Genomic DNA, 23,462 nt, shown 5'->3' with positions numbered 1-23,462 from the left:
TGAGCCTGTCGGGCACCGCGAGTTTCCGCAACGCGCACGCGCTGCGCGAAGCCGTTCCGCTGATACCGCCTGAACAGCTGTTGGTGGAGACCGATGCGCCATTCTTGACACCCCATCCCTATCGGGGGACGGCGAATGAACCGTATTGCCTTCCTTATACTGTTCGGGCGATCGCCGAGCTGGTGGATCGCCACCCGGAAGAGCTGGCCGAGATAACGACGAGTAATGCTCAACGGGTGTACGGATTGGTCACAGTGTGAGGTAAACGACCAGGCGATTTGGTTTAAATTCGCCGCGTCGGAGTTGCCCAACCTTGACCGGTTCGTTACCGTCTTGTGATCGAACGGTTGGGCCTACGGGCCCTTAATTTGTGACTTGCTGCCGAATGAGTGGGTTGTTGAGGGTTGGGTAACGCGCGTTGAGTGTATTGACAAAACTTCATCAGAATCCTTCGCCGATGTTGCGGCTCGTGGTCGGAGGGCTGCTGGTAGTCCTGGCATTCGCGGGCGGATACGCGGTATCGGTGTGCAAGACGGTCACGCTGACCGTCGACGGGGTGGCCATGAAGGTCACCACCATGAAGTCCCGGGTCATCGACGTTGTCGAAGAGAACGGTTTCGCCATCGACGAGCGTGACGACCTGTACCCCGCCGGTGATGTCACGGTGCACGACGCCAGCAAGATCGTGCTGCGGCGCAGCCGCCCCCTGCAGATCTCGCTGGACGGCCATGACACCAAGCAGGTGTGGACCACCGCTTCCACCGTCGACGAGGCGCTGGCCCAGCTGGCGATGACCGACACCGCCCCGGCCGCGGCCAACCGCGGCAGCCGCGTTCCGCTGGCCGGGATGGCGCTGCCCGTCGTCAGTGCCAAGACCGTCCGCATCAACGACGCGGGTGCGATCCGCACGGTGCACCTGGCGGCACCGAACGTCGCCGGCCTGCTGAGCGCCGCCGGCGCGCCGCTGCTCGACAGCGACCAGGTGGTGCCGGCCGCGTCGGCGCCCATCGTCGACGGCATGGAAGTTCAGGTGACGCGTAACCGGATCCAGCAGGTGACCGAGCGGATCCCGCTGCCCCCCAACGCCCGTCGCATCGAAGATCCGGGCCTGAACATGAGCCGCCAGGTCGTCGAGGATCCAGGCAGCCCGGGCACGCAGGACGTCACCTTCTCGGTGGCCACGGTCAACGGCGTCGAGACCGGCCGGCTGCCGATCGCCAACACGGTGATCACGCCCGCCCGCGACTCGGTGGTCCGCATCGGCACCAAGCCCGGCACCGAGGTGCCTCCGGTCAGCGACGGCTCCATCTGGGACGCGATCGCGGGTTGCGAAGCCGGCGGAAACTGGGCTATCAACACCGGAAACGGGTACTACGGCGGTGTGCAATTCGACCAGGGCACGTGGGAGCGAAACGGCGGGTTGCGGTTCGCCGCCCGCGCCGACCTCGCCACCCGCGAGGAGCAGATCACCGTCGCCGAGGTGACCCGTGAGCGCCAGGGTTGGGGTGCGTGGCCAGTGTGCAGCGGAAGAGCTGGTGCGCGCTGACCATCCGGCTACTCGGGCGCACCGAGATCAGGCGGTTGGCCAAAGAACTCGAATTTCGGCCACGGAAATCGCTGGGCCAGAATTTCGTCCACGACGCCAACACGGTGCGCCGGATAGTCTCGACCTCCGGGCTCAGCCGGGCTGATCACGTCCTGGAAGTCGGGCCGGGTCTGGGGTCGCTGACCCTGGCCCTGCTCGACCGTGGCGCCGCCGTGACGGCCGTCGAGATCGACCCGGTGCTGGCCGAACGGCTGCCCCAGACCGTCGCCGAGCATTCCAACAGCGAGAGCCAGCGTCTGACGGTGATCAACCGCGACGTCCTGACCCTCCGCCGCGACGAGGTGGCCACTGGGCCGACCGCCGTGGTCGCGAACCTGCCGTACCACGTCGCCGTCCCGGCGCTGTTGCACCTGCTCGCCGAGTTCCCGTCCATTCGCACCATGACGGTGATGGTGCAGGCCGAGGTCGCCGAGCGGCTGGCCGCCGAGCCCGGCGGCAAGGAGTACGGCGTGCCCAGCGTCAAGGTGCGCTTTTTTGGCCAGGTTCGTCGTTGCGGCATGGTGTCGCCGACGGTCTTCTGGCCGATCCCGCGGGTCTACTCCGGGCTGGTACGCATCGACCGGTACGCGACCTCGCCATGGCCCACCGACGAGGGCTTCCGGCGCCAGGTCTTCGCACTGATCGACATCGCGTTCGGGCAGCGCCGCAAGACGTGCCGCAACGCGTTCGTGGACTGGGCCGGCTCGGGCAACGAATCGGCGGATCGGTTGCTGGCGGCCAGCATCGACCCGGCGCGCCGCGGCGAGACGCTGTCGATCGACGACTTCGTGCGGTTGCTGCAGCGCTCCGCGGATCGATCCCACGCCACGCCCGAGGCGACTCCCCGCATCGCCGAACAGGGCGCCTCGGCCGGCTGACGGTAAGCCGCCGAAGGCGCCGTTGCGTGTGGTTGGCTCCGAGCAGCGATAGTCTGCTGCGGTGGCTGAGAATGTCTGACGGCAATACCGCCGCGCAGTGGGTGCCCACCGGGTCGGTCACCGTTCGGGTGCCCGGAAAAGTCAACCTCTACTTGGCGGTCGGTGACCGCCGCGAGGACGGCTACCACGACCTGAACACGATTTTTCAGGCCGTGTCGCTGCTCGACGAGGTGACGGTCCGCAACGCCGACGTGCTGTCGCTCGACATCGTCGGCGAGGGCGCCGAGAAGCTGCCCACCGACGAACGCAACCTCGCCTGGCAGGCCGCCGAGCTGATGGCCGAACACGTCGGCCGGGCGCCGGACGTGTCGATCATGATCGACAAATCCATTCCGGTGGCCGGCGGCATGGCCGGGGGCAGCGCCGACGCGGCGGCCGTGCTGGTCGCGATGAACTCGCTGTGGGAACTCAACGTGCCCCGCCGCGACCTGCGCATGCTGGCCGCGCGGTTAGGCAGCGATGTGCCGTTCGCGCTGCACGGCGGCACCGCGTTGGGCACCGGTCGCGGCGAGGAGTTGGCGACGGTGTTGTCCCGCAACACCTTTCATTGGGTACTGGCGTTCGCCGACGGAGAGCTGCTGACGCCGGCGGTGTTCACCGAATTGGACCGGCTCCGCGAGGCGGGCGATCCGCCGCGGCTGCCCGCGCCCGGGCCGGTGCTGGCCGCCCTGGCCGCCGGCGATGCCGAGCGGTTGGCCCCGCTGCTGGGCAATGAGATGCAGGCGGCGGCCGTGAGCCTGAACCCGGGGCTGCGCCGGACGTTGCGCGCGGGGGTGGCGGCCGGGGCGCTGGCAGGCATCGTGTCCGGGTCGGGCCCGACGTGCGCCTTCCTGTGCGCGTCGGCGGCCGCGGCGGTCGACGTCGGCACCGAGGTGTCCGGGGCGGGCGTGTGCCGCACGGTGCGGGTGGCCAGCGGGCCGGTGGCCGGCGCGCGCGTGGTTCCCGCGCCCACCGAAGTGTGAATCTTTTCCCATTTTGCGCATTGGTTTGGCGCGTCCCTAAGAGGAGTTTAAGATGATCCGCGGTGACGGGATCCGTTGAGCAAGATCACTTAATTGCATCGTCCGCCGGGCGCTCCGGCGGACGATTAATTCATGGGCCCCGCCGAGTTTTCCCGGGCCCGTTTCGCGCTCATCGGGCCGGCGACCGCCGCCTCGTCATGGCGGGTGTGGACGCATCATCGATCCGAGACCTAACCGCCGCCCAACCGTGTTTACGTGCTTGCGGCGAAGTGTTGGCCACCGGGCGGAACATGAGATTCCGGGCGTTGGGACGAGGGCTGGAACCGAGGAGGACTCTGTGAGCAGGTTTACCGAGAAGATGTACCGCAATGCCCGGTCCGCGACGACGGGCATGGTCACCGGTGAACCCCACGAACCGGTCCGCCACACCTGGGGCGAGGTCCACGAGCGCGCGCGCCGCATCGCCGGCGGCCTGGCCGCCGCCGGCATCGGGCCCGGCGACGCGGTCGGCGTGCTCGCCGGTTATCCGGTGGAGATCGCGCCGACGGCGCAGGGCCTGTGGATGCGCGGGGCCAGCCTGACCATGCTGCACCAGCCCACGCCGCGCACGGACTTGGCCGTGTGGGCCGAGGACACCATGAACGTCATCGGCATGATCGAGGCGAAGGCCGTCGTCGTCTCGGAGCCCTTCCTGGTGGCCATTCCGGTGCTGCAGGAGAAGGGAATCCAGGTCGTCACCGTCGCTGACCTGCTCGCCGCGGAGCCGATCGACCCCGTCGAGGTCGGCGAGGACGCGCTCGCGCTGATGCAGCTGACGTCGGGGTCCACCGGATCCCCCAAGGCGGTGCAGATCACCCACCGCAACATCTACTCCAACGCCGAGGCGATGTTCATCGGCGCCCGGTACGACGTCACCAAGGACGTCATGGTCAGCTGGCTGCCCTGCTTCCACGACATGGGCATGGTCGGCTTCCTGACCATCCCCATGTACTTCGGCGCCGAGCTGGTCAAGGTCACCCCGATGGACTTCCTGCGCGACACGCTGCTGTGGGCCAAGCTCATCGACAAGTACAAGGGCACCATGACCGCGGCGCCCAACTTCGCCTACGCGCTGCTGGCCAAGCGGTTGCGCCGCAACGCCAAGCCCGGCGACTTCGACCTGTCCACACTGCGGTTCGCGCTGTCCGGCGCCGAGCCCGTCGAACCCGCCGACGTCGAGGACCTGCTGGATGCCGGCGCGCCGTTCGGCCTGCGGCCCTCGGCGATCCTGCCCGCCTACGGCATGGCCGAAACCACGCTGGCCGTGTCGTTTTCGGAGTGCAACGCCGGTCTGGTCGTCGACGAGGTCGACGCCGACCTGCTGGCCGCGCTGCGCCGCGCCGTCCCGGCCACCAAGGGCAACACCCGCCGGCTGGCCACGCTCGGGCCGCTGTTGCAAGACCTCGAGGCGCGCATCATCGACGAGAACGGCGACGTGATGCCCGCCCGCGGCGTGGGCGTCATCGAGCTGCGCGGCGAGTCGCTGACGCCCGGCTACCTCACCATGGGCGGTTTCATCTCGGCCCAGGACGAGAACGGCTGGTATGACACCGGTGATTTGGGCTACCTGACCGAGGAGGGCCACGTCGTGGTCTGCGGCCGCGTCAAGGACGTCATCATCATGGCGGGCCGCAACATCTATCCCACCGACATCGAGCGTGCCGCCTGCCGCGTCGAGGGCGTGCGGCCCGGCTGCGCCGTTGCGGTGCGGCTGGACGCCGGCCACTCCCGCGAGACGTTCGCCGTGGCGGTGGAGTCCAACGCCTTCCAGGACCAGGCCGAGGTGCGCCGCATCGAGCACCAGGTCGCCCGGGAGGTGGTGGCCGAGGTCGACGTGCGGCCGCGCAACGTGGTGGTGCTCGGGCCGGGCACCATTCCGAAGACGCCGTCGGGCAAGCTGCGCCGGTCGACCTCCGTCAGCCTGGTCACCTAGCCCGGCGAGCAGACACAAAAGCACGCAAAGCTGCGGCGTGTCGGGTGCTTTCGCGTCTGCTCGCGGTGGCCGGGCTACCAGGCGTGAACCTGGTTCTGCGCGGGCTCTAGCCCCACGTCGATCAGCAACTCGGTGGCATCGGCGGCCTGCTCGCAGATGGTGGGAACCTCGGCGCGCTCGGCGGCGCTGAAGGCTTCCAACACGAACGCCGCCGGGTCCTTGCGTCCCGGCGGGCGGCCGATACCGATGCGGACCCGTTGAAAGTCCTTGCTGCCCAAGGCGTTAGCGACCGAGCGCAGACCGTTGTGGCCGCCTTCGCCGCCGCCGACCTTGAGCCGGATGCGGCCAAAGTCCAAGTCGAGGTCGTCGTGGATGACGATGAGGTCGCCCGGTGCCACCGAGTAGAACCTCGCCAACGGGCCGACCTGACGGCCGGATTCGTTCATGTAGCAGCGCGGCTTGGCCACCACCACCGAGCGCCCGGCGAGCCGGCCGCTGACGATCTCGGCGCCGGACCGCTTGTGCGCCTTGAACTTCGAACCCATCCGGGCCGCGAGCAGGTCGGCGACCATGAACCCGACGTTGTGCCGGGTCCGGGCGTAGTTGTCTCCGGGATTGCCCAGGCCGACCACCAGCAACGGCTCGGCCACGTTGTGATCCGCCTACTCGGACTCGGCTTCGGCGGCCTCGTCGTCGCCGGCCTCGGCCTCTGCTTCGCCCTCGGCGGCCGCGGCTTCCTCGGTGACCTCGCCCGCGCCCTCGGCTTCGAGCTCCTCTGCCGTCGGCGCGGTGACCACGTTGACCACCAGGGTCTCGGGGTCGGAGATCAGGTTGACGCCGCTGGGCAGGGTGATCTGTCCGGCCGTGAACTGGGTGCCGGGCTCGGCGCCCTCGACCGACACCGTCAGCTGCTCGGGAATCGACAGGGCCTCGGCCTCGATCTCGATGGCGCTGGCTTCCTGGGTCACCAGCGTGCCGGGCACGGCCTCGCCCTCCACCACAACGGTGACCTCGACGACGACCTTCTCGCCGCGACGCACGACCAGCAGGTCGGCGTGCTGAATGGTGCGGCGGATGGGGTGGATGTCGAGCGACTTGGTCAGGGCCAACTGCTCGGAGCCCTCGATGTCGAGGGTCAGCACGGCGTTGGTGCCGGCGTGGCGCAGCACCGCGGCGAAGTCGTGGCCGGGCAGCTCCAGGTGCTGCGGGTCGGTGCCGTGGCCGTAGAGGACGGCCGGGATCTTGCCGTCGCGGCGGGCTCGCCGGGACGCACCCTTGCCGGTCTCGCCGCGAACGGCGACCTTCAACTGGTTGAGTGCTTGCTTGGCCATCGTGTCGCTCCTGTGTGCTCGCCTATGTGTCGGGGCACGGCCGGGGTCGCGACGATTCGTCGGTCTCCGTCGATAACGGTGCTGGTCAGCCAGCCACCCTCGCCGTGACGCCCGGCCAGGTTAGCGCATCCGCACCTCAGAGGGGAAATTTGGTCTTGGTGAGCTGCTCGGACAGCGACCACAGCGCCGCGGCGGTGGCGGTGTCCCGGGCGCGGCGGCTGCGCGCGACCGGTTGGGTGCGCCCCATCTGGCCGAAGCGGGGGCCCACGAAGGTGTCCCCGGGCAGATCCTGGGACGCCGCGTACAGCGTTTGGCGGGCGCCGAAGTCGGCGTTGGTGGCGACCACCCGGGTGACGGCCGACATCAGCGTGTCACCGAGTTTGCGCCCGGAGGCGCCCTGCAGGTTGGTGTGCGAGTAGCCGGGGTGGGCGGCGATCGCGCGCAGCGGGGAGCCGGCGGCGGTCAGGCGGCGCTGCAGTTCGCTGGTGAACAGCAGGTTGGCGAGCTTGGACTGGCTGTAGGCCAGCCACGGCGAGTACCGCCGGTGCTGCCAATTCAGGTCGTCGAGGTTGATGCTTCCCGGCCAGTGCGCCATCGACGACACCGTGACCACCCGATCCGTGAGCTTGGGCAGCAGCAGGTTGGTCAGCGCGAAATGGCCGAGGTGATTGGTGCCGATCTGGGTTTCGAAGCCGTCGACCGTCAGCGCGAAGGGGGCGGCCATGATGCCGGCGTTGTTGATCAGCACGTCGGCCCGGCTCACCCCGTCGGCGAACCGGTGCACCGACGACAGGTCCTGCAGGTCGAGCTCACGCACCTCGACCTGGCCGGCCATCTGGCGGGCGGCGGTCTCGCCCTTGCGGATGTTGCGCACGGCCATGATGATCGTGGCCCCTCGTCGCGCCAGCTCGCGGGCGGTCACGAAGCCCAGCCCGCTGTTGGCGCCGGTGATGATGACGGTCCGTTCGGCGAACGACGGGAGATCTGCGGCGGTCCAGCCAGTCATGACTGAACAGTAGCGACATCGAACTCCAGCGGCAGGGTCATGGGCCCGGTGATTCCGCTGATCGCCTTCCATGGGGCCGGGCCGGTGCGGCGGGGGTTGGGCATGCGTCGGGTGATCACCCGCAGCGCCTCGGTCAGTTCCAGGCGCGCGAGGTGCGCGCCGAGGCAGTAGTGCACACCGCCGCCGAAGGTGAGCATCGCCGGAGGGTCCTCGCGGGTGATGTCGACGCGCTTGGGCCGGTCGTACACGCTCGCGTCGCGGTTGGCCGCGGCGGTGTTGGCCAGCACCAGAGTGCCGGCCGGAATGCAGACTCCGGCCAGCTCGACGTCTTCGGCCGTCTGCCGAATCGTGCCGAAAATGATTGGGGAGTAACGCATCAGCTCATGGATCGCGTTCGAAGCGAGCTCGGGGTGCTCGGCAAGCAAGGCCCACTGATCGGGATGGTCGGCCAGCGTCTGCACCGCGGCGGCCAGCTGGTTGCGCGTGGTGTCGGTACCGGCGCCGAGCAGGGTCGCGCACAGCATGAGTAGCTCGTCGTGGGTCAGCCGGTCACCGTCGTCTTCGGTGCGGATGAGCTCGGAGATCAGGTCGTCGGACAGCGATGCGCGTCGCCGGGCGATCAGCTCCTCGAGATAGGCGTCGAGCTGATCCCACGCGGCCAGGATCGCCGGGCCGTCCTCGGCGACGTTCCAGTCGAAGATCTTCTTGATGTCATCGGTCCAGTCGCTGAACAAGTGCCAGTCCTCGGGCGGTGCGCCCAGCAGCGCGCAGATGACCGGCGTGGGGTAGCGGCGGGCGATGTCGGAGACGACGTCGCAGTGGCCCGCGGCCGTGAGCGGCTCGACCAGGCCGGTGATGATCTCGATGACCAGGGTGCGCAGCCGCTCGGCGCCCCGGGGGGCGAAGGCCTTGGACACCAGGCGGCGCAGCCGGTGATGCGCGTCGCCGTCGAGGCCGAGGATATTGCTGATCGCCCGGTCCCACAGCGGGCCGGAGGTGACGCCCTGCAGGTCGAGCCCGAGGCCGCGCGCGGTGACGAATCTGCTGTCGCGCAACACGGTTCGAACCAGTTCGTAGCTGAGCACTTCCGGCCCGTGCGGGCCGATGGCGATCGGCGACAGCTCGCGGGCGGCGTCGATGATGCGGTGCGCGTCGTCGGGGTCGGTGAGGTGGTCGTAGGCAATGACGGGCAGGCCGGCGTCGAAAACGTTCGGGCGGGTGGTCGTTTGGGCGATTGTCATCGGGGTCTCCTCGGTCGGGTTTAGTCGACTATCCGGCCCGGCGCGGCGAAGACCATCCGCCGCGGCGCGCATATCTGCGCACCCGGGGGTCGTAGATCCGGATGCCCGCCCGTGGTGGATCTGCGCGCATTGGCCGATGTTTTGCCCCGTCGAGGGCGTAATCCTGGCTAACATGAGCCAACACGCGGAGATAACGCCGCTAACCTGGGACGATTTGGGCGTGGTCGAGTTGCTGCCGACCGGCACGGTGACATTGCTGCTGGCCGATGTCGAGGGCTCGACGCGGCTGTGGGAAACGCAACCCACACAAATGACCGACGCGCTGGCTCAGCTGAACAAAATCGTGAACGAGTCGGTCGCGGCGCATGACGGGGTGCGCCCGCTCGAACAGGGTGAGGGCGATAGCTTTGTGGCCGCCTTTGCCCGGGCATCGGATGCGGTGGCGTGTGCGCTGGAGTTACAGCGCGCCCCGTTGGCGCCCATCCGGGTACGCATCGGCATACACACCGGTGAAATCCAATTGCGCGACGACGCCAACTACGCGGGCCCGACGATCAATCGCACCGCGCGGTTGCGCGATCTCGCGCACGGAGGGCAGACCGTGTTGTCGGGCGCGACCGAATCGATGGTGGTGGACCGGCTGCCCGACGGCGTGTGGCTCGCCGACCTGGGTAGCTACCCGTTGCGCGATGTACCGCGTCCGGAGCGTGTTGTCCAAGTGTGCCACCCGGATCTGCGCAATGACTTCCCGCCGCTTCGGGTGCGCACTGTGGTTGCGTCGCACAACCTTCCGGCACAGCTAACCAATTTTATCGGGCGCCAAGAGCAAATGAGGGAGTTGGAGCAACTGGTTGGCGGCAACCGGCTGGTCACCTTGACCGGCGCGGGCGGCGCGGGCAAGACCAGGCTTTCCGTGGAAGTCGCCGCTGCACTTAATGGCGAATTTTCCGATGGGATCTGGTACGTCGACCTGGCCCCCATCACCAATTCCGCTGTGGCGCCATTGACAGTCGCCCGCACCTTAGGGCTGCCCGATCAGCCTGGCCGCTCCACGATGGACCTGCTCTTACGGTTCTTCGGCGACAAACGGATGTTGCTGGTGCTGGACAACTGTGAGCATCTGCTCGACGCATGCGTGGCGATGGTCGTCGAGTTACTTGCGGCATGCCCACATCTGGCGATTCTGACGACCAGCCGGGAACCGCTCGGAGTGGCCGGCGAACTGACGTGGCGGGTCCCTTCACTGTCTCTCAACGACGAAGCGATCGAGCTGTTCACCGACCGTGCCCGTCGGGCGCGCCCCGGGTTCGTTGTGGACAAGGACAACACCGCGCAGGTGACCGAAATCTGCGCCCGCTTGGATGGCATGCCACTGGCAATCGAGCTTGCCGCGGCACGGGTTCGCGCGCTGTCGCCTGACCAGATCTTGGACAGCCTGCATGACCGCTTCCGTCTGTTGACCGGAGGCGCACGAACCGCGGTGCGGCGCCAGCAGACGCTGCGGGCCTCGGTGGACTGGTCGCATGCGCTGCTCACCGAGCCTGAGAAGGTGCTGTTTCGAAGGCTGGCGGTGTTCGCCGGTGGCTTCGACCTCGATGCCGCCCAATCCGTCGGCGCCGACGGCGAGGTGGAGCGGTATCAATTGCTGGACCAGCTGAGCCTCTTGGTCGACAAATCTTTGGTAGTCGCCGACGACACCGGCACCGGCATGCGATACCGCTTGCTGGAAACCGTACGCCAGTACGCGCAAGAAAAACTCGGCGAGTCCGGCGAGGCCGACCAGGTGCGCACCCGCCACCGCGACTACTACACCACCAGGGCTATCGCATTCGGGACTCAGGGGCTGGCCGGTGTCGATCCGCTATTACGTTGGGCGCAACGGGAAATCGAGAATCTACGAACCGCTTACGGCTGGAGCCGAGAGAACTCGGACATCGAAACAGCGATGCGGCTGATCCTTTCGCTGCAACCACTGTGGTTGCGGGCCGGCCGCGTCGGTGAAGCACTGGCGGGTTTGGACGCTGTCTTGACTGACGAAGGGCCCTTGCCTATCACACCTGCCGTGCGGGCAGGTGCGGTGATCGAGCGGCAGTTCCTCGCTGCTTGGTTGGGCCTTCCAACGGAATTGAGTGCTGCACAGGACGCATTGGGCGTCGCTCGTCAGCTCAACGACCCGGCATTGATCACCCGCGCCCTCATCACATGCGGGATGAGCGCCGTCTACACGCCCGATGTGGTCCAGCGCTACTTCGCCGAAGCAACCGAACTGGTCCGCGCGGCTGGAGACCGGTGGACTCTATGCCAAATCTTGAGCCACCAGGCGACGGTTGGCGCCATGTCCGGTGAACCGACCGCAGCACGTGCGGCCGCCGAGGAAGGACGCGACCTCGCCGATGCGCTCGGCGATCGGTTCTACTCACGGAACTGCCGAACCTGGCTCGTCGTAGCGCTGATGATGCAGGGAAACCTTGCCGAAGCGGCCGAAATCGCACGTTGCTTGGCTATAGAGGCCGCGGAGGCCGGGGATGTGTTGATGAATGCTTATGGATGCCTGGTGCATGGCGTGGTACTGGCCCGCCAAGGGCACGGGCCGGCCGCACACGCAGCGGGGCAATCCGCGGGGGTAGCCGCAGAGGTGCTGGGTGGAGTTTCCGAAGACTCGGTGTACGCGGTCCTGGCTGACGCCGCGTTGGCCTCCGGTGATGGGTCTTCGGCAATGCGGTTCTGCGAGATGGCATGGGAGCACAGCAATCCGCTGCGGGAAGTGTTCACCAGATCCACCGCCCCGCTCGCCCAGGCGGCCTTAGCAAGCGGTGATGTGCCCACAGCGCGCCGCTGGGCCGACGAGAACATTGCACTGACACCGGGCTGGCAACGAGTGCCGGCGCTGGTAGTACGCGCCTACATTGCGATGGCCCAAGGTGACCCGGGGCAGGCCGAGCGTGACGCTCACGAGGCTCTCACGATCGCCGACGGCACCCGCGGATATTTGCATGTTGACGACGCCTTGGAATGTCTTGCCCGCTTGGCCGCCGCCAACGGCAGTCACCAGCACGCGGCGCGTCTGTTGGGCGCAGCGGAGACCATACGGCAGCGGATGGACCACCCTCGCTTCCCGATGTATGAGACAGGGTACGCGTCCACCGTGGCGAAGATCCGGGAAGCACTGGAACAGACAGACTTTGACGCCGCCTGGGCCGAGGGGGCCGCTTTATCCACCGAGGAAGCGATCGCCTACGCCCAACGTGGCCGCGGCGAGCGGAGGCGCCCGGCCACCGGCTGGGACTCCCTGACTCCGATGGAAACCGATGTGGTGCGCCTGGTGCAGGAAGGCTTGGGCAACAAGGAGATCGGGGCCCGGCTGTTCATCTCACCGCGCACCGTGCAGACCCACCTGACGCACGTCTACGCCAAGCTCGGCCTGACGTCCCGGGTCCAGCTCGTTCAAGAAGCCGGTCGCCGCGCTTGAATCACTTTGCCGCGACCACGAATCCGTTGATGATCGTGTTGATGTCGGTTGACTGCGCGGCGGCCTGATCGGCGAAGCCGGTGATGGTCAGCTGCACCAGGTACCGCTGGTGGGCGGGTGGCGATCCGGTCGCGATGACGATGCGGTTCCAGCTGTGCAGCCGCATGCCACCCTCGAGGTCGTAGCTGCCCTGGATCATCGAGGAGGGAAAGCCGTTGTAGGGCGCGCCGGAGGCGTCCAGCTGCTTGAAGTTCGGGAACAGTTGCGCGTCGTCGTTGCCGTGCTTGATCACCTGGGCCGGGTCGAACTCGCCGTTGAGCTTGAACACCACCAGGCGCGCCGTCGGAAATTTGCCGCCTTGGGAGATGATCAGCGTTTGTGGGCTGATGTTCGGGCTGGTGAACGGCGACCAGCCCGGCGGTGTCGGTATCGACACCGTCAGGTCGGGCAGCGAACCCGGTGCCACCGGTTCCCCGGTCACCCCGATGCCCTGCAGATACTGCGACAACGGAACCGGCTTCTCGGCCGGCTTGGTCGTCGTCGCCGTCGACGTCGTCGACAGGATCGATTGGTAGTCAGTCGGTTTCGGTGCACAGCCGCCGGACGAGAAAGCCGCCGCAATCATCGCGGCAGCGGCCATGCGCCGGCCGAGCCGAGTCACAGAATCTCGCGGACCGCGTCGATCGGGCGGGCCAGCCGAGTGCCCTTCGGGGTGACGACGAAGGGGCGTTCGATGAGGATGGGGTGTTCGACCATGGCGTCGAGCAACTGATCGTCGGTGGCGTCGGCGAGGTTGAGCTCGTCGTAGAGGGATTCCCGCTTGCGCACCGCGGTGCGCACGTCGATGCCGGCGTCGCGGATCATCTTCACCAGCTCGCCACGCGACGGCGGGGTCTTGAGGTATTGGACGACGGTGGGCTCAATGCCGTTGTCGCGCAACAGGTCCAGCGTCTTGCGGGAGGTGCTGCATTTGGGGTTGTGGTAGATGACAGAGTCGGCCATCTAGGCGTCTCCGTCGAAAAGCCCTGTGACCGAGCCGTTTTCGAAGACGGCGCGGATGGTGCTGGCCAGCAGCGGCGCGATCGACAGCACCGTGAGCTGCGGGAAGCGCTTCTCCTCGCCGATGGGCAGGGTGTTCGTCACGATCACTTCCCGGGCGCCGCAGGCGGCCAGCCGCTCGGCGGCCGGATCGGAGAGCACGCCGTGGGTCGCCGCGATGATCACGTCACCGGCGCCCTCGTCGCGCAGCAACTTGACCGCGCCGGCGATGGTGCCACCGGTGTCGATCATGTCGTCGATCAGCACGCAGGTGCGGCCGGCCACCTCGCCGACGACGCGGTTGGACACCACCTGGTTGGGCACCCGCGGGTCGCGGGTCTTGTGGATGAAGGCCAGCGGGACGCCGCCCAGCGCGTCGGCCCATTTCTCGGCGATGCGCACCCGGCCGGAGTCGGGCGAGACGACCACCATGTTGCCGTCGGGGTAGTTGTCGCGGATGTAGCCGGTCAGCAGATTCTGTCCCCGCATGTGGTCGACGGGTCCGTCGAAGAAGCCCTGGATCTGGTCGGTGTGCAGGTCGACGGTAACGATCCGGTCCGCGCCCGCGGTCTTGAGCAGGTCGGCGACCAGCCGCGCCGAGATCGGCTCGCGACCCCGGTGCTTCTTGTCCTGCCGGGCGTACGGGTAGAACGGCATGACGGCGGTGATCCGCTTGGCGCTGCCCCGCTTGAGGGCGTCGATCATGATCAGCTGTTCCATCAGCCAGTTGTTGACCGGATCCGGCGCCGACTGCAGGACGAACGCGTCGCAGCCGCGCACGGATTCGTGGAACCGCACGAAGATCTCGCCGTTGGCGAACTCGCGCGCCGTCTGAGCGGTGACGTGGACGTCGAGCTCCTTGGCCACCTGCTCCGCCAGCTCCGGATGCGCACGGCCGGAGAAGAGCATCAAATTTTTGCGGTTATCGGTCCAGTCGTGGCTCAACGCACTGCCCTCGCCATATCGGGGTGGGGAATGGAACGCCCCATCGTACGAGGCGAATCGTACGGAAATGTGGCCGGGTTGCCAGCGAACGAATGCACGGTGTCTAGTCGGCTTCTGGCGCGGGGCCCGCTGTGGCGGTTTGACCGGCGGCTTTCTCGGCGGCCTCGGCCGCTTGCGCGGCCGCACTGCCGGGGCGCTTGCGCCGCACCCAACCCTCGATGTTGCGCTGCGGACCGGCGGAGACCGCCAGGGTCCCGGGTGGGACGTCGTTGCGCACCACCGTGCCCGCGCCGGTGTAGGCGCCGTCGCCGACCGTCACCGGCGCCACGAACATGGTGTCCGAGCCGGTGCGCACGTGCGAGCCGATGGTGGTCCGCCGCTTCGATTCGCCGTCGTAGTTGACGAACACGCTGGACGCGCCGATGTTGCTGTGTTCGCCGATGTCGGCGTCCCCGACGTAGGTCAGGTGCGGCACCTTGGACCCGGTGCCGATGGTGGCGTTCTTGGTCTCGACGAACGCCCCGAGCTTGCCGTCGTCGCCCAGCACAGTGCCCGGCCGCAGGTAGGTGAAGGGGCCGACGGTCGCGCCGGCCCCGATGGACGACGACGTGCCGTGGGTGCGCACCACCGAGGCGCCGTCACCGACGCTGACGTCGGTCAGGGTGGTGTCCGGCCCGACGACGCAATGCGCGCCGACCTGGGTGCGGCCCAGCAGCTGCGTGCCCGGGTGGACGACGGTGTCGCGACCGATCGTGACGTCGACGTCGATCCAGGTGGTGGCGGGGTCGACGACGGTGACGCCGGCCATCTGGTGGGCCGCGATGATGCGGCGGTTGAGCTCGGCGCCCAGCTGGGCGAGCTGGACGCGGTTGTTGACGCCGGCCACCAGCGCGCTGTCGTCGACGTGGCGGGCGTGGATGGCCAGGCCGTCGCCGCGCAGGATGGCGATGACGTCGGTCAGGTAGAGCTCCTGCTGGGCGTTGTTGGAGCTCAACCGGTTCAGCGCCGAGCGCAGCGCCGCGGTGTCGAAGGCGTAGACGCCCGCGTTGACCTCGCGTATCTCGCGCTGCGAGGGCGTGGCGTCGGCGTGTTCCACGATCGCCATCACCTCGTTGTCCTGCGTGCGCAAGATGCGGCCGTAGCCGCTCGGGTCGCTCACCGTCGTGGTCAGCACCGTGACCGCGGCCGGCGCGGCGCTGTGGCTGGCGATCAGGTCGGCCAGGGTGTCGGCGTCGAGCAGCGGGGTGTCCCCCGAGGTGACGACGAGCACTCCGGCGTAGTCGGCGGGCAGTGCGGACAGCCCGCACAGGACCGCGTCGCCGGTGCCGCGGGGCCGGTCCTGCAGCGCCACGTCGATGGGACGTCCCAGGGCGTCGGCCCAGTCGGCGACCAGCGGTGCGATGCGCTCGTGGTCGTGGCCCAACACGACGGCCAGGTGCTGGGGGGCCACCTTGGCGATCGCGTGCAGCAGGTGGGCCAGCATGCTGCGCCCACCGATGGTGTGCAGGACTTTCGGGGTGTCCGACCGCATCCGGGTGCCGGGCCCGGCCGCTAGCACCAGGACCGCGGTGTCACCAGGAGACGACATCGACCCTCCTCGTTGGGTTTGTCCGCGCGGGCTGCGCGCGTCAAGCGCCGACACGCCGTCAAGCGTGTCACCTCAGCTGCGGTGAAGGCAAAAACCGAGCCGTAGAACGACTCTTCAGGTCAACCCGTCGAGTGTGGGCCCTGCGTAGGGAAACTGTGGTCGTTTCATGCCTAGGCCCCACGCTCGATGCGGACGAAGCTCCGTCGCCAGGACTCGAACCTGAACTATCTGAACCAAAATCAGAGGTGCTGCCGATTACACCACGACGGATCGCTAACCCACGGCGAGCGGCGGGTTGGGACCGCTCGCGCCAAGATGACTTTAGTCCGACGACGGTGCGGGCCGCTTGCGGGCTGAGACGGAGTCGGACAAATCTAGACCCAGTCCGACGACGGTGCGGGCCGCTTGCGGGCTTTCGACCGATACGCTGATTGACGTGGCCGTGCTGGACCCCCAAACGCAGAAGGACCCGGACAAAGAGGTGCGGGCACCGCGCGCGCGGATGACCGGCACCGAGCGCCGCCAACAGCTGATCGGCATCGCACGCACGCTGTTCGCCGAGCGCGGGTACGAGGGCACCTCGATCGAGGAGATCGCGCTGCGCGCGAACGTGTCCAAGCCGGTCGTCTACGAGCACTTCGGCGGCAAGGAAGGCCTCTACGCCGTCGTCGTCGACCGGGAGATGTCGGCGCTGCTGGACGGCATCACGTCGTCGCTGACCAACAACCGGTCGCGGGTGCGGGTCGAGCGGGTGGCGCTGGCGCTGCTCACCTACGTCGAAGAGCGCACCGACGGGTTCCGGATCATGATCCGCGACTCGCCGGCCGCGATCAGTTCCGGCACCTACTCCAGCCTGCTCAATGACGCCGTCAACCAGGTCAGCTCGATCCTGGCCGGCGACTTCTCCCGCCGCGGCCTGGACCCCGGGCTGGCGCCGTTGTACGCGCAGGCGCTGGTCGGCTCGGTGTCGATGACGGCGCAGTGGTGGCTCGACACCCGCGAGCCGAAGAAGGAAGTGGTGGCCGCGCACCTGGTCAACCTGATGTGGAACGGCCTGACCCACCTGGAAGCCGATCCCCGGCTGCAGGACGAGTAGCCGGCCCGCACGGCTAGCCGCGGTCGCGGGCCAGCAGGTCGGCCACCGTTTCCCGGCGAACCAGTTCGCGGGCCCGGCCGTCCTTGACCGCCACCAGCGCCGGGCGCCCGACCATGTTGTAGTTCGACGCCATGCTGTGGTGATAGGCGCCGGTGCAGGCCACGGCCAGCAGGTCGCCGGGGTGCAGGTCTGCGGGAAGCTCGACGTCGCGGGCGATCTCGTCGCCCGACTCGCAGTGCCGGCCGGCCACCGTGACGCGCTGCTTGAGCCCGAGCGGGTGCCGGTTCGCCAGCGCGACCTCGTAGCGCGCGCCGTACAACGACACCCGCGGGTTGTCGCTCATGCCGCCGTCGACGGCGACGAAGGTGCGGCCGTTGTTCTGCGCCTTGATCGAGGACACCCGATACAGCGTGACACCCGCCCGCCCGCTGATGGCCCTGCCCGGCTCCACCACCACCTGCGGGCGGGGGAAATGCTCGGCGGCACAGGCGTCGTCGAGGGCGTTCTCGATGACATCGGCCAGCTGTTCGAGGTTGAGCTCGTGATCGCCGGGGACGTAGGGGACGGCGTGCCCGCCGCCGATGTTCAGCTCGGTGAGGATGACGCCGTGCCGGGCCCGGATATCGGCCATCGCAGGGATCATGCGGCGGATCGCCTCGCCGTACAGGGCGGGGTCGGTGACCTGGGAGCCGATATGGCAGTGCAGGCCGACGAGGTCGAGGATGGGATGCGCCAGCACGCGCTGCACGGCCTCGGCGGCGTGGTCGCCGGCGAGGGTGAAGCCGAACTTCTGGTCGCTGACGCCGGTGGTGACGGCGCGGTGTCCGTGGATGTCGATGTCGGGGGTTACCCGGATGAGCACCGGCTGGCGCCGCCGCGCCAGACCGGCGAGGTAGGCGATCTCCATGCAGGAATCCAGCACGATGCGCCCCACGCCGACGCGCACCGCTTCACGCAACTCCTCGGGCGATTTGGCGTTGCCGTGCAGGACGATGCGGGCCGGGTCGAAACCACCGGCCAGGGCGACGGCCAGCTCGCCGGCCGAGCAGACGTCGATGCCCAGGCCCTCGTCGCGGGCCCAGCGCGCCACGGCGGTACTCAGCAGCGACTTTCCGGCGTAGACCACCTCGACGCCACGCAACGCCCGCCGGTAACGGCGGGCGCGATGCCGGAAGTCGTTTTCGTCGATGACGTAGGTCGGGGTTCCGAACTCGTCGGCGATGTCGGCCAGGGGTACGCCGCCGACGCACAGCCTGCCCTCCTCGTCGGGGTGGGCGGTGACGGGCCAGATCGCGGGATCGAAACGCGGGGGAGCCGCGTGACCGAGGGACGGCAGGATGTCCAGCAATGTCATGAATTCAACGTGCGCCCGCGGGTAGTCCGGTGGTGCTTTTCTTACGATCCCTTGACGGCGGCGAGCTCAATATTGACGTGGTTCGGTGCGTCCGGCCCTGTCGCGCAGGGCCCCTAGAATGGAATTCATCATGACCGCACCGGGGGCTGCTCGCCCAGAAACCCCGATCGCGGGGCTCGTTGAATTGGCGCTCACCGCGCCGACCTTCCAGCAGCTGATCGACAGCGCGGCCGCGTCGCCGGCCGAGTTGAGCCTGGTGGGTCCAGCCAGCGCACGGCTATTCGTCGCCAGCGCGCTGGCGCGGTTGGGCCCTCTGCTGGTAGTCACCGCGACCGGGCGCGAAGCCGACGACTTGACCGCCGAACTGCGCGGCGTCTTCGGCGACGCCGTTGCGGTGTTCCCGTCCTGGGAAACGCTGCCGCACGAGCGGCTTTCGCCCGGCGTCGACACCGTCGGCGCCCGTTTGACCGTGCTGCGCCGACTGGCCCATCCCGATGACGCGCGGCTGGGCCCGCCGCTGCAGGTGGTGGTGACCGCGGTGCGTTCGCTGCTGCAGCCGATGACGCCGCAGCTGGGCCTCGTGGAGCCGGTCACGCTGACCGTCGGCGCCGAAGTCGAATTCGAGGGCGTGATCACCCGGCTCGCCGAGTTGGCCTACACCCGGGTCGACATGGTGGGCCGGCGCGGTGAATTCGCCGTCCGCGGCGGCATTCTCGACGTCTTCCCGCCGACCGCCGAGCACCCGGTGCGCATCGAGTTCTGGGGTGACGAGGTCAGCGAGATGCGGATGTTCTCGGTCGCCGATCAGCGCTCGATCCCCGAGATCGAGGTCGACACCGTGATCGCGGTCGCCTGCCGGGAACTGCTGCTGACCGATGACGTGCGGCGGCGCGCCGCCGAACTGGCCGCGCGGCACCGCACCACCGAGCCCGCCATCACCGGCAGCGTCACCGACATGCTGGCCAAGATCGGCGAGGGCATTTCGGTCGACGGCATGGAGGCGCTGCTGCCGGTGCTTCGGCCCGGCGAGCACGTGCTGCTCACCGACCAATTGGCCCCGCGCACACCGGTCTTGGTGTGCGACCCCGAGAAGGTCCGCACCCGGGCCGCCGATCTGATCAAGACCGGTAGCGAATTCCTCGAAGCATCGTGGTCGGTGGCCGCGTTGGGTACCGACGCCCCCGTCGACGTGGCGCAGTTCGGCGGGTCGGGATTCGCCGAACTCGACGACGTGCGGGCCGCGGCGGGCCGCGCCGGGCATCCGTGGTGGACGCTGAGCCAGCTGTCCGACGAGTCGGCCGTGGAACTGGAGATCCGGGCGGCGCCGTCGGCGCGCGGGCATCAGCACGACATCGACGGCATCTTCGCGATGCTGCGTGCGCACGTTTCCACCGGCGGCTACGCCGTCGTCGTCGCGCCCGGCGCCGGGACCGCGCACCGCGTGGTGGAACGGCTGGCCGAGTGCGACACCCCCGCCGCCATGCTCGAATCGGGCGCCGCCCCCAAGGCCGGCGTGGTCGGTGTGCTCAAGGGCCCGCTGCACGACGGCGTCATCATCCCCGGCGCCACGTTGGTGGTGATCACCGAGTCCGACCTGACCGGCAGCCGGGTGACGGCCGTCGAGGGCAAACGCCTGGCGGCCAAGCGGCGTAACACCGTCGACCCGTTGGCGCTCACGGCCGGTGATCTGGTGGTGCATGATCAGCACGGCATCGGCCGGTTCGTGGAGATGGTCGAGCGCACTGTCGGCGGCGCTCGGCGCGAGTACCTGGTGCTCGAATACGCGTCGAGCAAGCGGGGCGGCGGGTCCGACAAGCTGTATGTGCCGATGGATTCGCTGGACCAGCTGTCCCGGTACGTCGGTGGGCAGGCGCCGGCGCTGAGCAAGCTGGGCGGCAGCGACTGGACCAACACCAAGACCAAGGCGCGGCGCGCGGTGCGCGAGATCGCCGGCGAGCTGGTGTCGCTGTACGCCAAGCGGCAGGCCAGCCCGGGTCACGCGTTCGGCCCGGACACCCCGTGGCAGGCCGAGATGGAAGACGCGTTCGGCTACACCGAGACCGTCGACCAGCTCACCGCGATCACCGAGGTCAAGTCCGACATGGAAAAGCCGGTCCCGATGGACCGGGTGATCTGCGGCGACGTCGGTTACGGCAAGACCGAGATCGCGGTGCGGGCGGCGTTCAAGGCGGTCCAGGACGGCAAGCAGGTCGCGGTGCTGGTGCCCACCACGCTGCTGGCCGACCAGCATCTGCAGACCTTCACCGACCGGATGACCGGGTTCCCGGTCACGGTCAAGGGCCTGTCCCGGTTCACCGACCCGGCGGAGTCCAAGGCCGTCGTCGAGGGCCTGGCCGACGGATCGGTGGACATAGTGATCGGCACGCATCGGCTGTTGCAGACCGGGGTGCGCTGGAAGGACCTGGGCCTGGTGGTCGTCGACGAGGAGCAGCGGTTCGGCGTCGAGCACAAGGAGCACATCAAGAGCCTGCGCACCCACGTCGACGTGCTGACCATGAGCGCCACCCCGATTCCGCGGACGCTGGAGATGAGCCTGGCCGGCATCCGGGAGATGTCGACCATCCTGACGCCGCCCGAGGAGCGGTATCCGGTGCTGACCTATGTGGGTCCGCACGACGACAAGCAGGTCGCGGCGGCCCTGCGGCGCGAATTGCTGCGCGACGGGCAGGTCTTCTACGTGCACAACCGGGTCAGCTCGATCGACCGGGCGGCGGCCCGGATCCGCGAGCTGGTGCCCGAGGCGCGGGTGGTCGTCGCGCACGGGCAGATGCCCGAGGAACGGCTGGAACGCACGGTGCAGGGGTTCTGGAACCGCGAATACGACATCCTGGTGTGCACCACGATCGTGGAGACCGGCCTGGACATCTCCAACGCGAACACCCTGATCGTCGAGCGCGCCGACACCTTCGGCCTGTCCCAGCTGCACCAGCTGCGCGGCCGGGTCGGCCGCAGCCGCGAGCGCGGCTACGCCTACTTCCTGTATCCGCCGCATTCGCCGCTGACCGAGACGGCGTATGACCGCCTTGCCACCATCGCGCAGAACAACGAGCTGGGCGCGGGCATGGCCGTCGCGATGAAGGACCTCGAAATCCGCGGGGCCGGCAACGTGCTGGGCGTCGAGCAGTCCGGGCACGTCGCCGGCGTCGGCTTCGACCTGTACGTCCGGCTGGTCGGCGAGGCGGTGGAGGCCTACCGGGCCGCCGCCGACGGTCAGACCGTCACCACCGCCGAGGAACCCAAGGACGTGCGGATCGACCTGCCGGTCGACGCGCACCTGCCGCCGGACTACATCGCCAGCGACCGGCTGCGGCTGGAGGGCTACCGACGGCTGGCCGCCGCGGCCTCCGACGCCGAGATCGACGCGGTCGTGGAGGAACTCGTCGACCGATACGGGGCGCTGCCCGAACCGGCCCTGCGGCTGGTCGCGGTGGCGCGGCTGCGGCTGCTGTGCCGCGGCGCCGGCATCACCGAGGTGTCCGCGCCCTCGGCGGCCACGGTGCGGCTGTCGCCGATGACTCTGCCGGATTCGGCGCAGGTGCGGCTCAAGCGGATGTATCCGGCCGCGAACTACCGCGCCACGACGTCCACGGTGTCGGTTCCGATTCCGCGCGCCGGCGGGGTGGGCGCGCCGCGGCTGCGCGATGTCGAGCTGGTGCAGATGGTGGCCAACCTGGTCACGGCACTGCAAGGCAAGCCCCAGACGGACGTTGATATAACGAGCTCAGAACCCGCGAGAAGTGAGGAGCGACGAGCGCGATGACATCCATCGTCGTCTTGTTCGACCCCCGCCGCCCCTCGCTGGTGCCCGTCGAGGCCATCGAGCACCTGACCGGCGAGGTGCAATACACCGAAGAGATGCCCGTCGCGGTTCCCTGGTCGCTGCCCGCGGCGCGCCCGGTGCATTCCGGTGAGGACGCCCCGGTGCTGCTGTCGTCGGATCCCGAGCACCCCGCTGTCACCGCCCGGCTGGCGGCCGGCGCACGGCTGATCTCGGCGCCGGAGACGCCCCGCGGTGAGCGGCTGGTCGACGCGGTGGCGATGATGGACAAACTGCGCACCGCCGGGCCGTGGGAAAGCGAGCAGACCCACGATTCGCTGCGCAGGTTCTTGCTGGAGGAGACCTACGAGCTGCTGGACGCCGTCGGCAGCGGCAACGCCGAGCAGTTGCGCGACGAACTCGGCGACGTGCTGCTGCAGGTGCTCTTTCATGCCCGCATCGCCGAGGATGCGCCGCACTCCGCCTTCACCATCGACGATGTCGCCGCGGCCCTGATGCGCAAACTGGGCAACCGAGTTCCGGGAGTCCTTGCCGGGCAATCGATCTCGCTCGAAGAGCAGTTGGCCCAGTGGGAAGCGCGGAAGGCGGCCGAGAAGCCGCGGAAATCGGTGATGGACGATGTGCACACCGGGCAGCCCGCTTTGGCACTGGCCCAGAAGGTCATCGCCCGCGCCGGCAAAGCGGGCCTTCCCGCCGACCTGATCCCCGGCGAGATCACCTCGGTCTCGGTGTCGGCCGACGTCGATGCCGAAAGTGCGTTGCGGACCGCCGTTCTGGACTTCGTGGAGACGGTCCGCGGAGTCGAGCGGACGATCGCGGCGGCGCGCCGCGGCGCCGGTGTTCCTTCAGCGTTCGACGTGGCCCCGCTCGGTGAGATCTCCGAGCAGGAGTGGCGCGAGCACTGGCCGACCGCGGTACCGGTGGTCGACGATGCGGCGCCGGGGACCGACGGCCAGGCCGACGCGGCCGCCGAGGAGTCCGGCGCCGACGCCGCGGCCGACGACGCCTGACCGGGCCGCCGCCGCCCTTACCGAGGCGCCGTCGCCCACTAATTCGCGCTTTCGGCCGTGAAAGAGAGCGACCGACGGAATGTTTGCCCGATTTGGCCGTCCTGGCTGGGTAACATCGCCGATGAGGG

The 23,462-nt window shown here is 68.6% G+C and carries 18 protein-coding genes and 1 tRNA gene; 9 read left to right on the top strand and 10 right to left on the bottom strand.

Annotated features, from left to right (window positions below; genetic code table 11):
* The 5 genes from A5646_RS27745 to A5646_RS03835 form a co-directional block, all read left to right on the top strand.
* The coding region (locus tag A5646_RS27745) for a TatD family hydrolase (protein ID WP_197497915.1) at nt 1-260 on the top strand (260 nt) is incomplete at its 5' end.
* Between the two features lie 158 nt (nt 261-418).
* The gene (locus A5646_RS03850) at nt 419-1,546 is read left to right on the top strand and encodes a resuscitation-promoting factor (RefSeq protein ID WP_197505109.1); all 1,128 of its coding nucleotides are present in this window, start codon (nt 419-421) and stop codon (nt 1,544-1,546) included.
* Entirely contained in the window at nt 1,510-2,463 is a 954-nt protein-coding gene (rsmA, locus tag A5646_RS03845; RefSeq protein WP_067019968.1) for a 16S rRNA (adenine(1518)-N(6)/adenine(1519)-N(6))-dimethyltransferase RsmA, read from the top strand. Before A5646_RS03850 ends, rsmA begins: the two co-directional genes overlap by 37 nt.
* A 65-nt stretch (nt 2,464-2,528) precedes the next feature.
* Complete coding sequence (locus A5646_RS03840) at nt 2,529-3,485, top strand: 4-(cytidine 5'-diphospho)-2-C-methyl-D-erythritol kinase (protein ID WP_197505110.1); 957 nt, start codon at nt 2,529-2,531, stop codon at nt 3,483-3,485.
* Between the two features lie 337 nt (nt 3,486-3,822).
* Entirely contained in the window at nt 3,823-5,457 is a 1,635-nt protein-coding gene (locus tag A5646_RS03835) for a fatty acyl-AMP ligase (protein ID WP_066879612.1), read from the top strand.
* Nucleotides 5,458-5,531: 74 nt separating this feature from the next.
* Here the strand turns inward: A5646_RS03835 and pth are convergent, their stop codons facing one another.
* From pth to A5646_RS03815, 4 genes are all read right to left on the bottom strand, one after another.
* Entirely contained in the window at nt 5,532-6,107 is a 576-nt protein-coding gene (gene pth / locus A5646_RS03830) for an aminoacyl-tRNA hydrolase (protein ID WP_066880355.1), read from the bottom strand.
* Between the two features lie 12 nt (nt 6,108-6,119).
* Entirely contained in the window at nt 6,120-6,788 is a 669-nt protein-coding gene (locus A5646_RS03825; protein ID WP_066880357.1) for a 50S ribosomal protein L25/general stress protein Ctc, read from the bottom strand.
* Between the two features lie 136 nt (nt 6,789-6,924).
* Nucleotides 6,925-7,794 carry an oxidoreductase gene (locus A5646_RS03820; RefSeq protein WP_066880359.1) on the bottom strand — a complete coding sequence of 290 codons (870 nt, stop codon included), beginning with the start codon at nt 7,792-7,794 and terminating at the stop codon, nt 6,925-6,927.
* Nucleotides 7,791-9,035, bottom strand: coding sequence for a cytochrome P450 (locus tag A5646_RS03815; protein ID WP_067019965.1), 1,245 nt, complete (start codon nt 9,033-9,035; stop codon nt 7,791-7,793). Before A5646_RS03815 ends, A5646_RS03820 begins: the two co-directional genes overlap by 4 nt.
* A 172-nt stretch (nt 9,036-9,207) precedes the next feature.
* Between A5646_RS03815 and A5646_RS03810 the strand changes: the two genes are divergently transcribed.
* The gene (locus tag A5646_RS03810; RefSeq protein ID WP_067019962.1) at nt 9,208-12,504 is read left to right on the top strand and encodes a LuxR C-terminal-related transcriptional regulator; all 3,297 of its coding nucleotides are present in this window, start codon (nt 9,208-9,210) and stop codon (nt 12,502-12,504) included.
* Between the two features lies 1 nt (nt 12,505).
* Here A5646_RS03810 and A5646_RS03805 read toward each other — a convergent pair whose 3' ends face one another.
* The 5 genes from A5646_RS03805 to A5646_RS03785 all read right to left on the bottom strand — a co-directional run bounded on the left by A5646_RS03805 (nt 12,506) and on the right by A5646_RS03785 (nt 16,345).
* The gene (locus A5646_RS03805; RefSeq protein ID WP_066882141.1) at nt 12,506-13,144 is read right to left on the bottom strand and encodes an LpqN/LpqT family lipoprotein; all 639 of its coding nucleotides are present in this window, start codon (nt 13,142-13,144) and stop codon (nt 12,506-12,508) included.
* 17 nt (nt 13,145-13,161) lie between these two features.
* A complete protein-coding gene (gene arsC, locus A5646_RS03800; protein WP_066882139.1) occupies nt 13,162-13,506 on the bottom strand; it encodes an arsenate reductase (glutaredoxin) in 345 nt (114 codons plus the stop codon).
* Nucleotides 13,507-14,487, bottom strand: coding sequence for a ribose-phosphate diphosphokinase (locus tag A5646_RS03795; protein WP_064878996.1), 981 nt, complete (start codon nt 14,485-14,487; stop codon nt 13,507-13,509).
* Between the two features lie 103 nt (nt 14,488-14,590).
* Nucleotides 14,591-16,075, bottom strand: coding sequence for a bifunctional UDP-N-acetylglucosamine diphosphorylase/glucosamine-1-phosphate N-acetyltransferase GlmU (gene glmU / locus A5646_RS03790; RefSeq protein ID WP_066871784.1), 1,485 nt, complete (start codon nt 16,073-16,075; stop codon nt 14,591-14,593).
* Between the two features lie 198 nt (nt 16,076-16,273).
* Nucleotides 16,274-16,345 (bottom strand) — tRNA-Gln (locus tag A5646_RS03785).
* 232 nt (nt 16,346-16,577) lie between these two features.
* On the opposite strand from A5646_RS03785, the gene A5646_RS03780 reads away from it, so the two are divergent.
* Nucleotides 16,578-17,171: a TetR/AcrR family transcriptional regulator gene (locus A5646_RS03780; RefSeq protein ID WP_133259221.1), complete on the top strand. Its 594-nt coding sequence runs from the start codon at nt 16,578-16,580 to the stop codon at nt 17,169-17,171.
* A 13-nt stretch (nt 17,172-17,184) separates the two neighbouring features.
* Here A5646_RS03780 and lysA read toward each other — a convergent pair whose 3' ends face one another.
* Nucleotides 17,185-18,525 (bottom strand): diaminopimelate decarboxylase, encoded by a 1,341-nt coding sequence (gene lysA / locus A5646_RS03775; protein WP_066880465.1) that lies wholly within the window; start codon nt 18,523-18,525, stop codon nt 17,185-17,187.
* 130 nt (nt 18,526-18,655) lie between these two features.
* Between lysA and mfd the strand changes: the two genes are divergently transcribed.
* Together mfd and A5646_RS03765 are read left to right on the top strand one after the other, a co-directional pair.
* Complete coding sequence (gene mfd, locus A5646_RS03770; protein WP_197497913.1) at nt 18,656-22,306, top strand: transcription-repair coupling factor; 3,651 nt, start codon at nt 18,656-18,658, stop codon at nt 22,304-22,306.
* Nucleotides 22,303-23,334 carry a nucleoside triphosphate pyrophosphohydrolase gene (locus A5646_RS03765; RefSeq protein WP_066871773.1) on the top strand — a complete coding sequence of 344 codons (1,032 nt, stop codon included), beginning with the start codon at nt 22,303-22,305 and terminating at the stop codon, nt 23,332-23,334. Before mfd ends, A5646_RS03765 begins: the two co-directional genes overlap by 4 nt.
* The last annotated feature ends 128 nt before the right edge of the window (nt 23,335-23,462 follow it).

This window comes from Mycobacterium sp. 1245499.0 (assembly GCF_001673615.1).
Lineage (GTDB): Bacteria > Actinomycetota > Actinomycetes > Mycobacteriales > Mycobacteriaceae > Mycobacterium > Mycobacterium europaeum_A.
Note: the sequence above shows the minus strand (reverse complement) of the source record. Positions and strands in the feature narration are given on the sequence as shown.

What these genes read in the sequence shown, in the direction of transcription:
- A5646_RS03825 (WP_066880357.1), bottom strand. Translation starts at nt 6,788, where the DNA reads ATGGCCAAGCAAGCACTCAACCAGTTGAAGGTCGCCGTTCGCGGCGAG.
- A5646_RS03820 (WP_066880359.1), bottom strand. Translation starts at nt 7,794, where the DNA reads ATGACTGGCTGGACCGCCGCAGATCTCCCGTCGTTCGCCGAACGGACC.
- A5646_RS03815 (WP_067019965.1), bottom strand. Translation starts at nt 9,035, where the DNA reads ATGACAATCGCCCAAACGACCACCCGCCCGAACGTTTTCGACGCCGGC.
- A5646_RS03810 (WP_067019962.1), top strand. Translation starts at nt 9,208, where the DNA reads ATGAGCCAACACGCGGAGATAACGCCGCTAACCTGGGACGATTTGGGC.
- A5646_RS03805 (WP_066882141.1), bottom strand. Translation starts at nt 13,144, where the DNA reads ATGGCCGCTGCCGCGATGATTGCGGCGGCTTTCTCGTCCGGCGGCTGT.
- arsC (WP_066882139.1), bottom strand. Translation starts at nt 13,506, where the DNA reads ATGGCCGACTCTGTCATCTACCACAACCCCAAATGCAGCACCTCCCGC.
- glmU (WP_066871784.1), bottom strand. Translation starts at nt 16,075, where the DNA reads ATGTCGTCTCCTGGTGACACCGCGGTCCTGGTGCTAGCGGCCGGGCCC.
- A5646_RS03780 (WP_133259221.1), top strand. Translation starts at nt 16,578, where the DNA reads ATGACCGGCACCGAGCGCCGCCAACAGCTGATCGGCATCGCACGCACG.
- lysA (WP_066880465.1), bottom strand. Translation starts at nt 18,525, where the DNA reads ATGACATTGCTGGACATCCTGCCGTCCCTCGGTCACGCGGCTCCCCCG.
- mfd (WP_197497913.1), top strand. Translation starts at nt 18,656, where the DNA reads ATGACCGCACCGGGGGCTGCTCGCCCAGAAACCCCGATCGCGGGGCTC.
- A5646_RS03765 (WP_066871773.1), top strand. Translation starts at nt 22,303, where the DNA reads ATGACATCCATCGTCGTCTTGTTCGACCCCCGCCGCCCCTCGCTGGTG.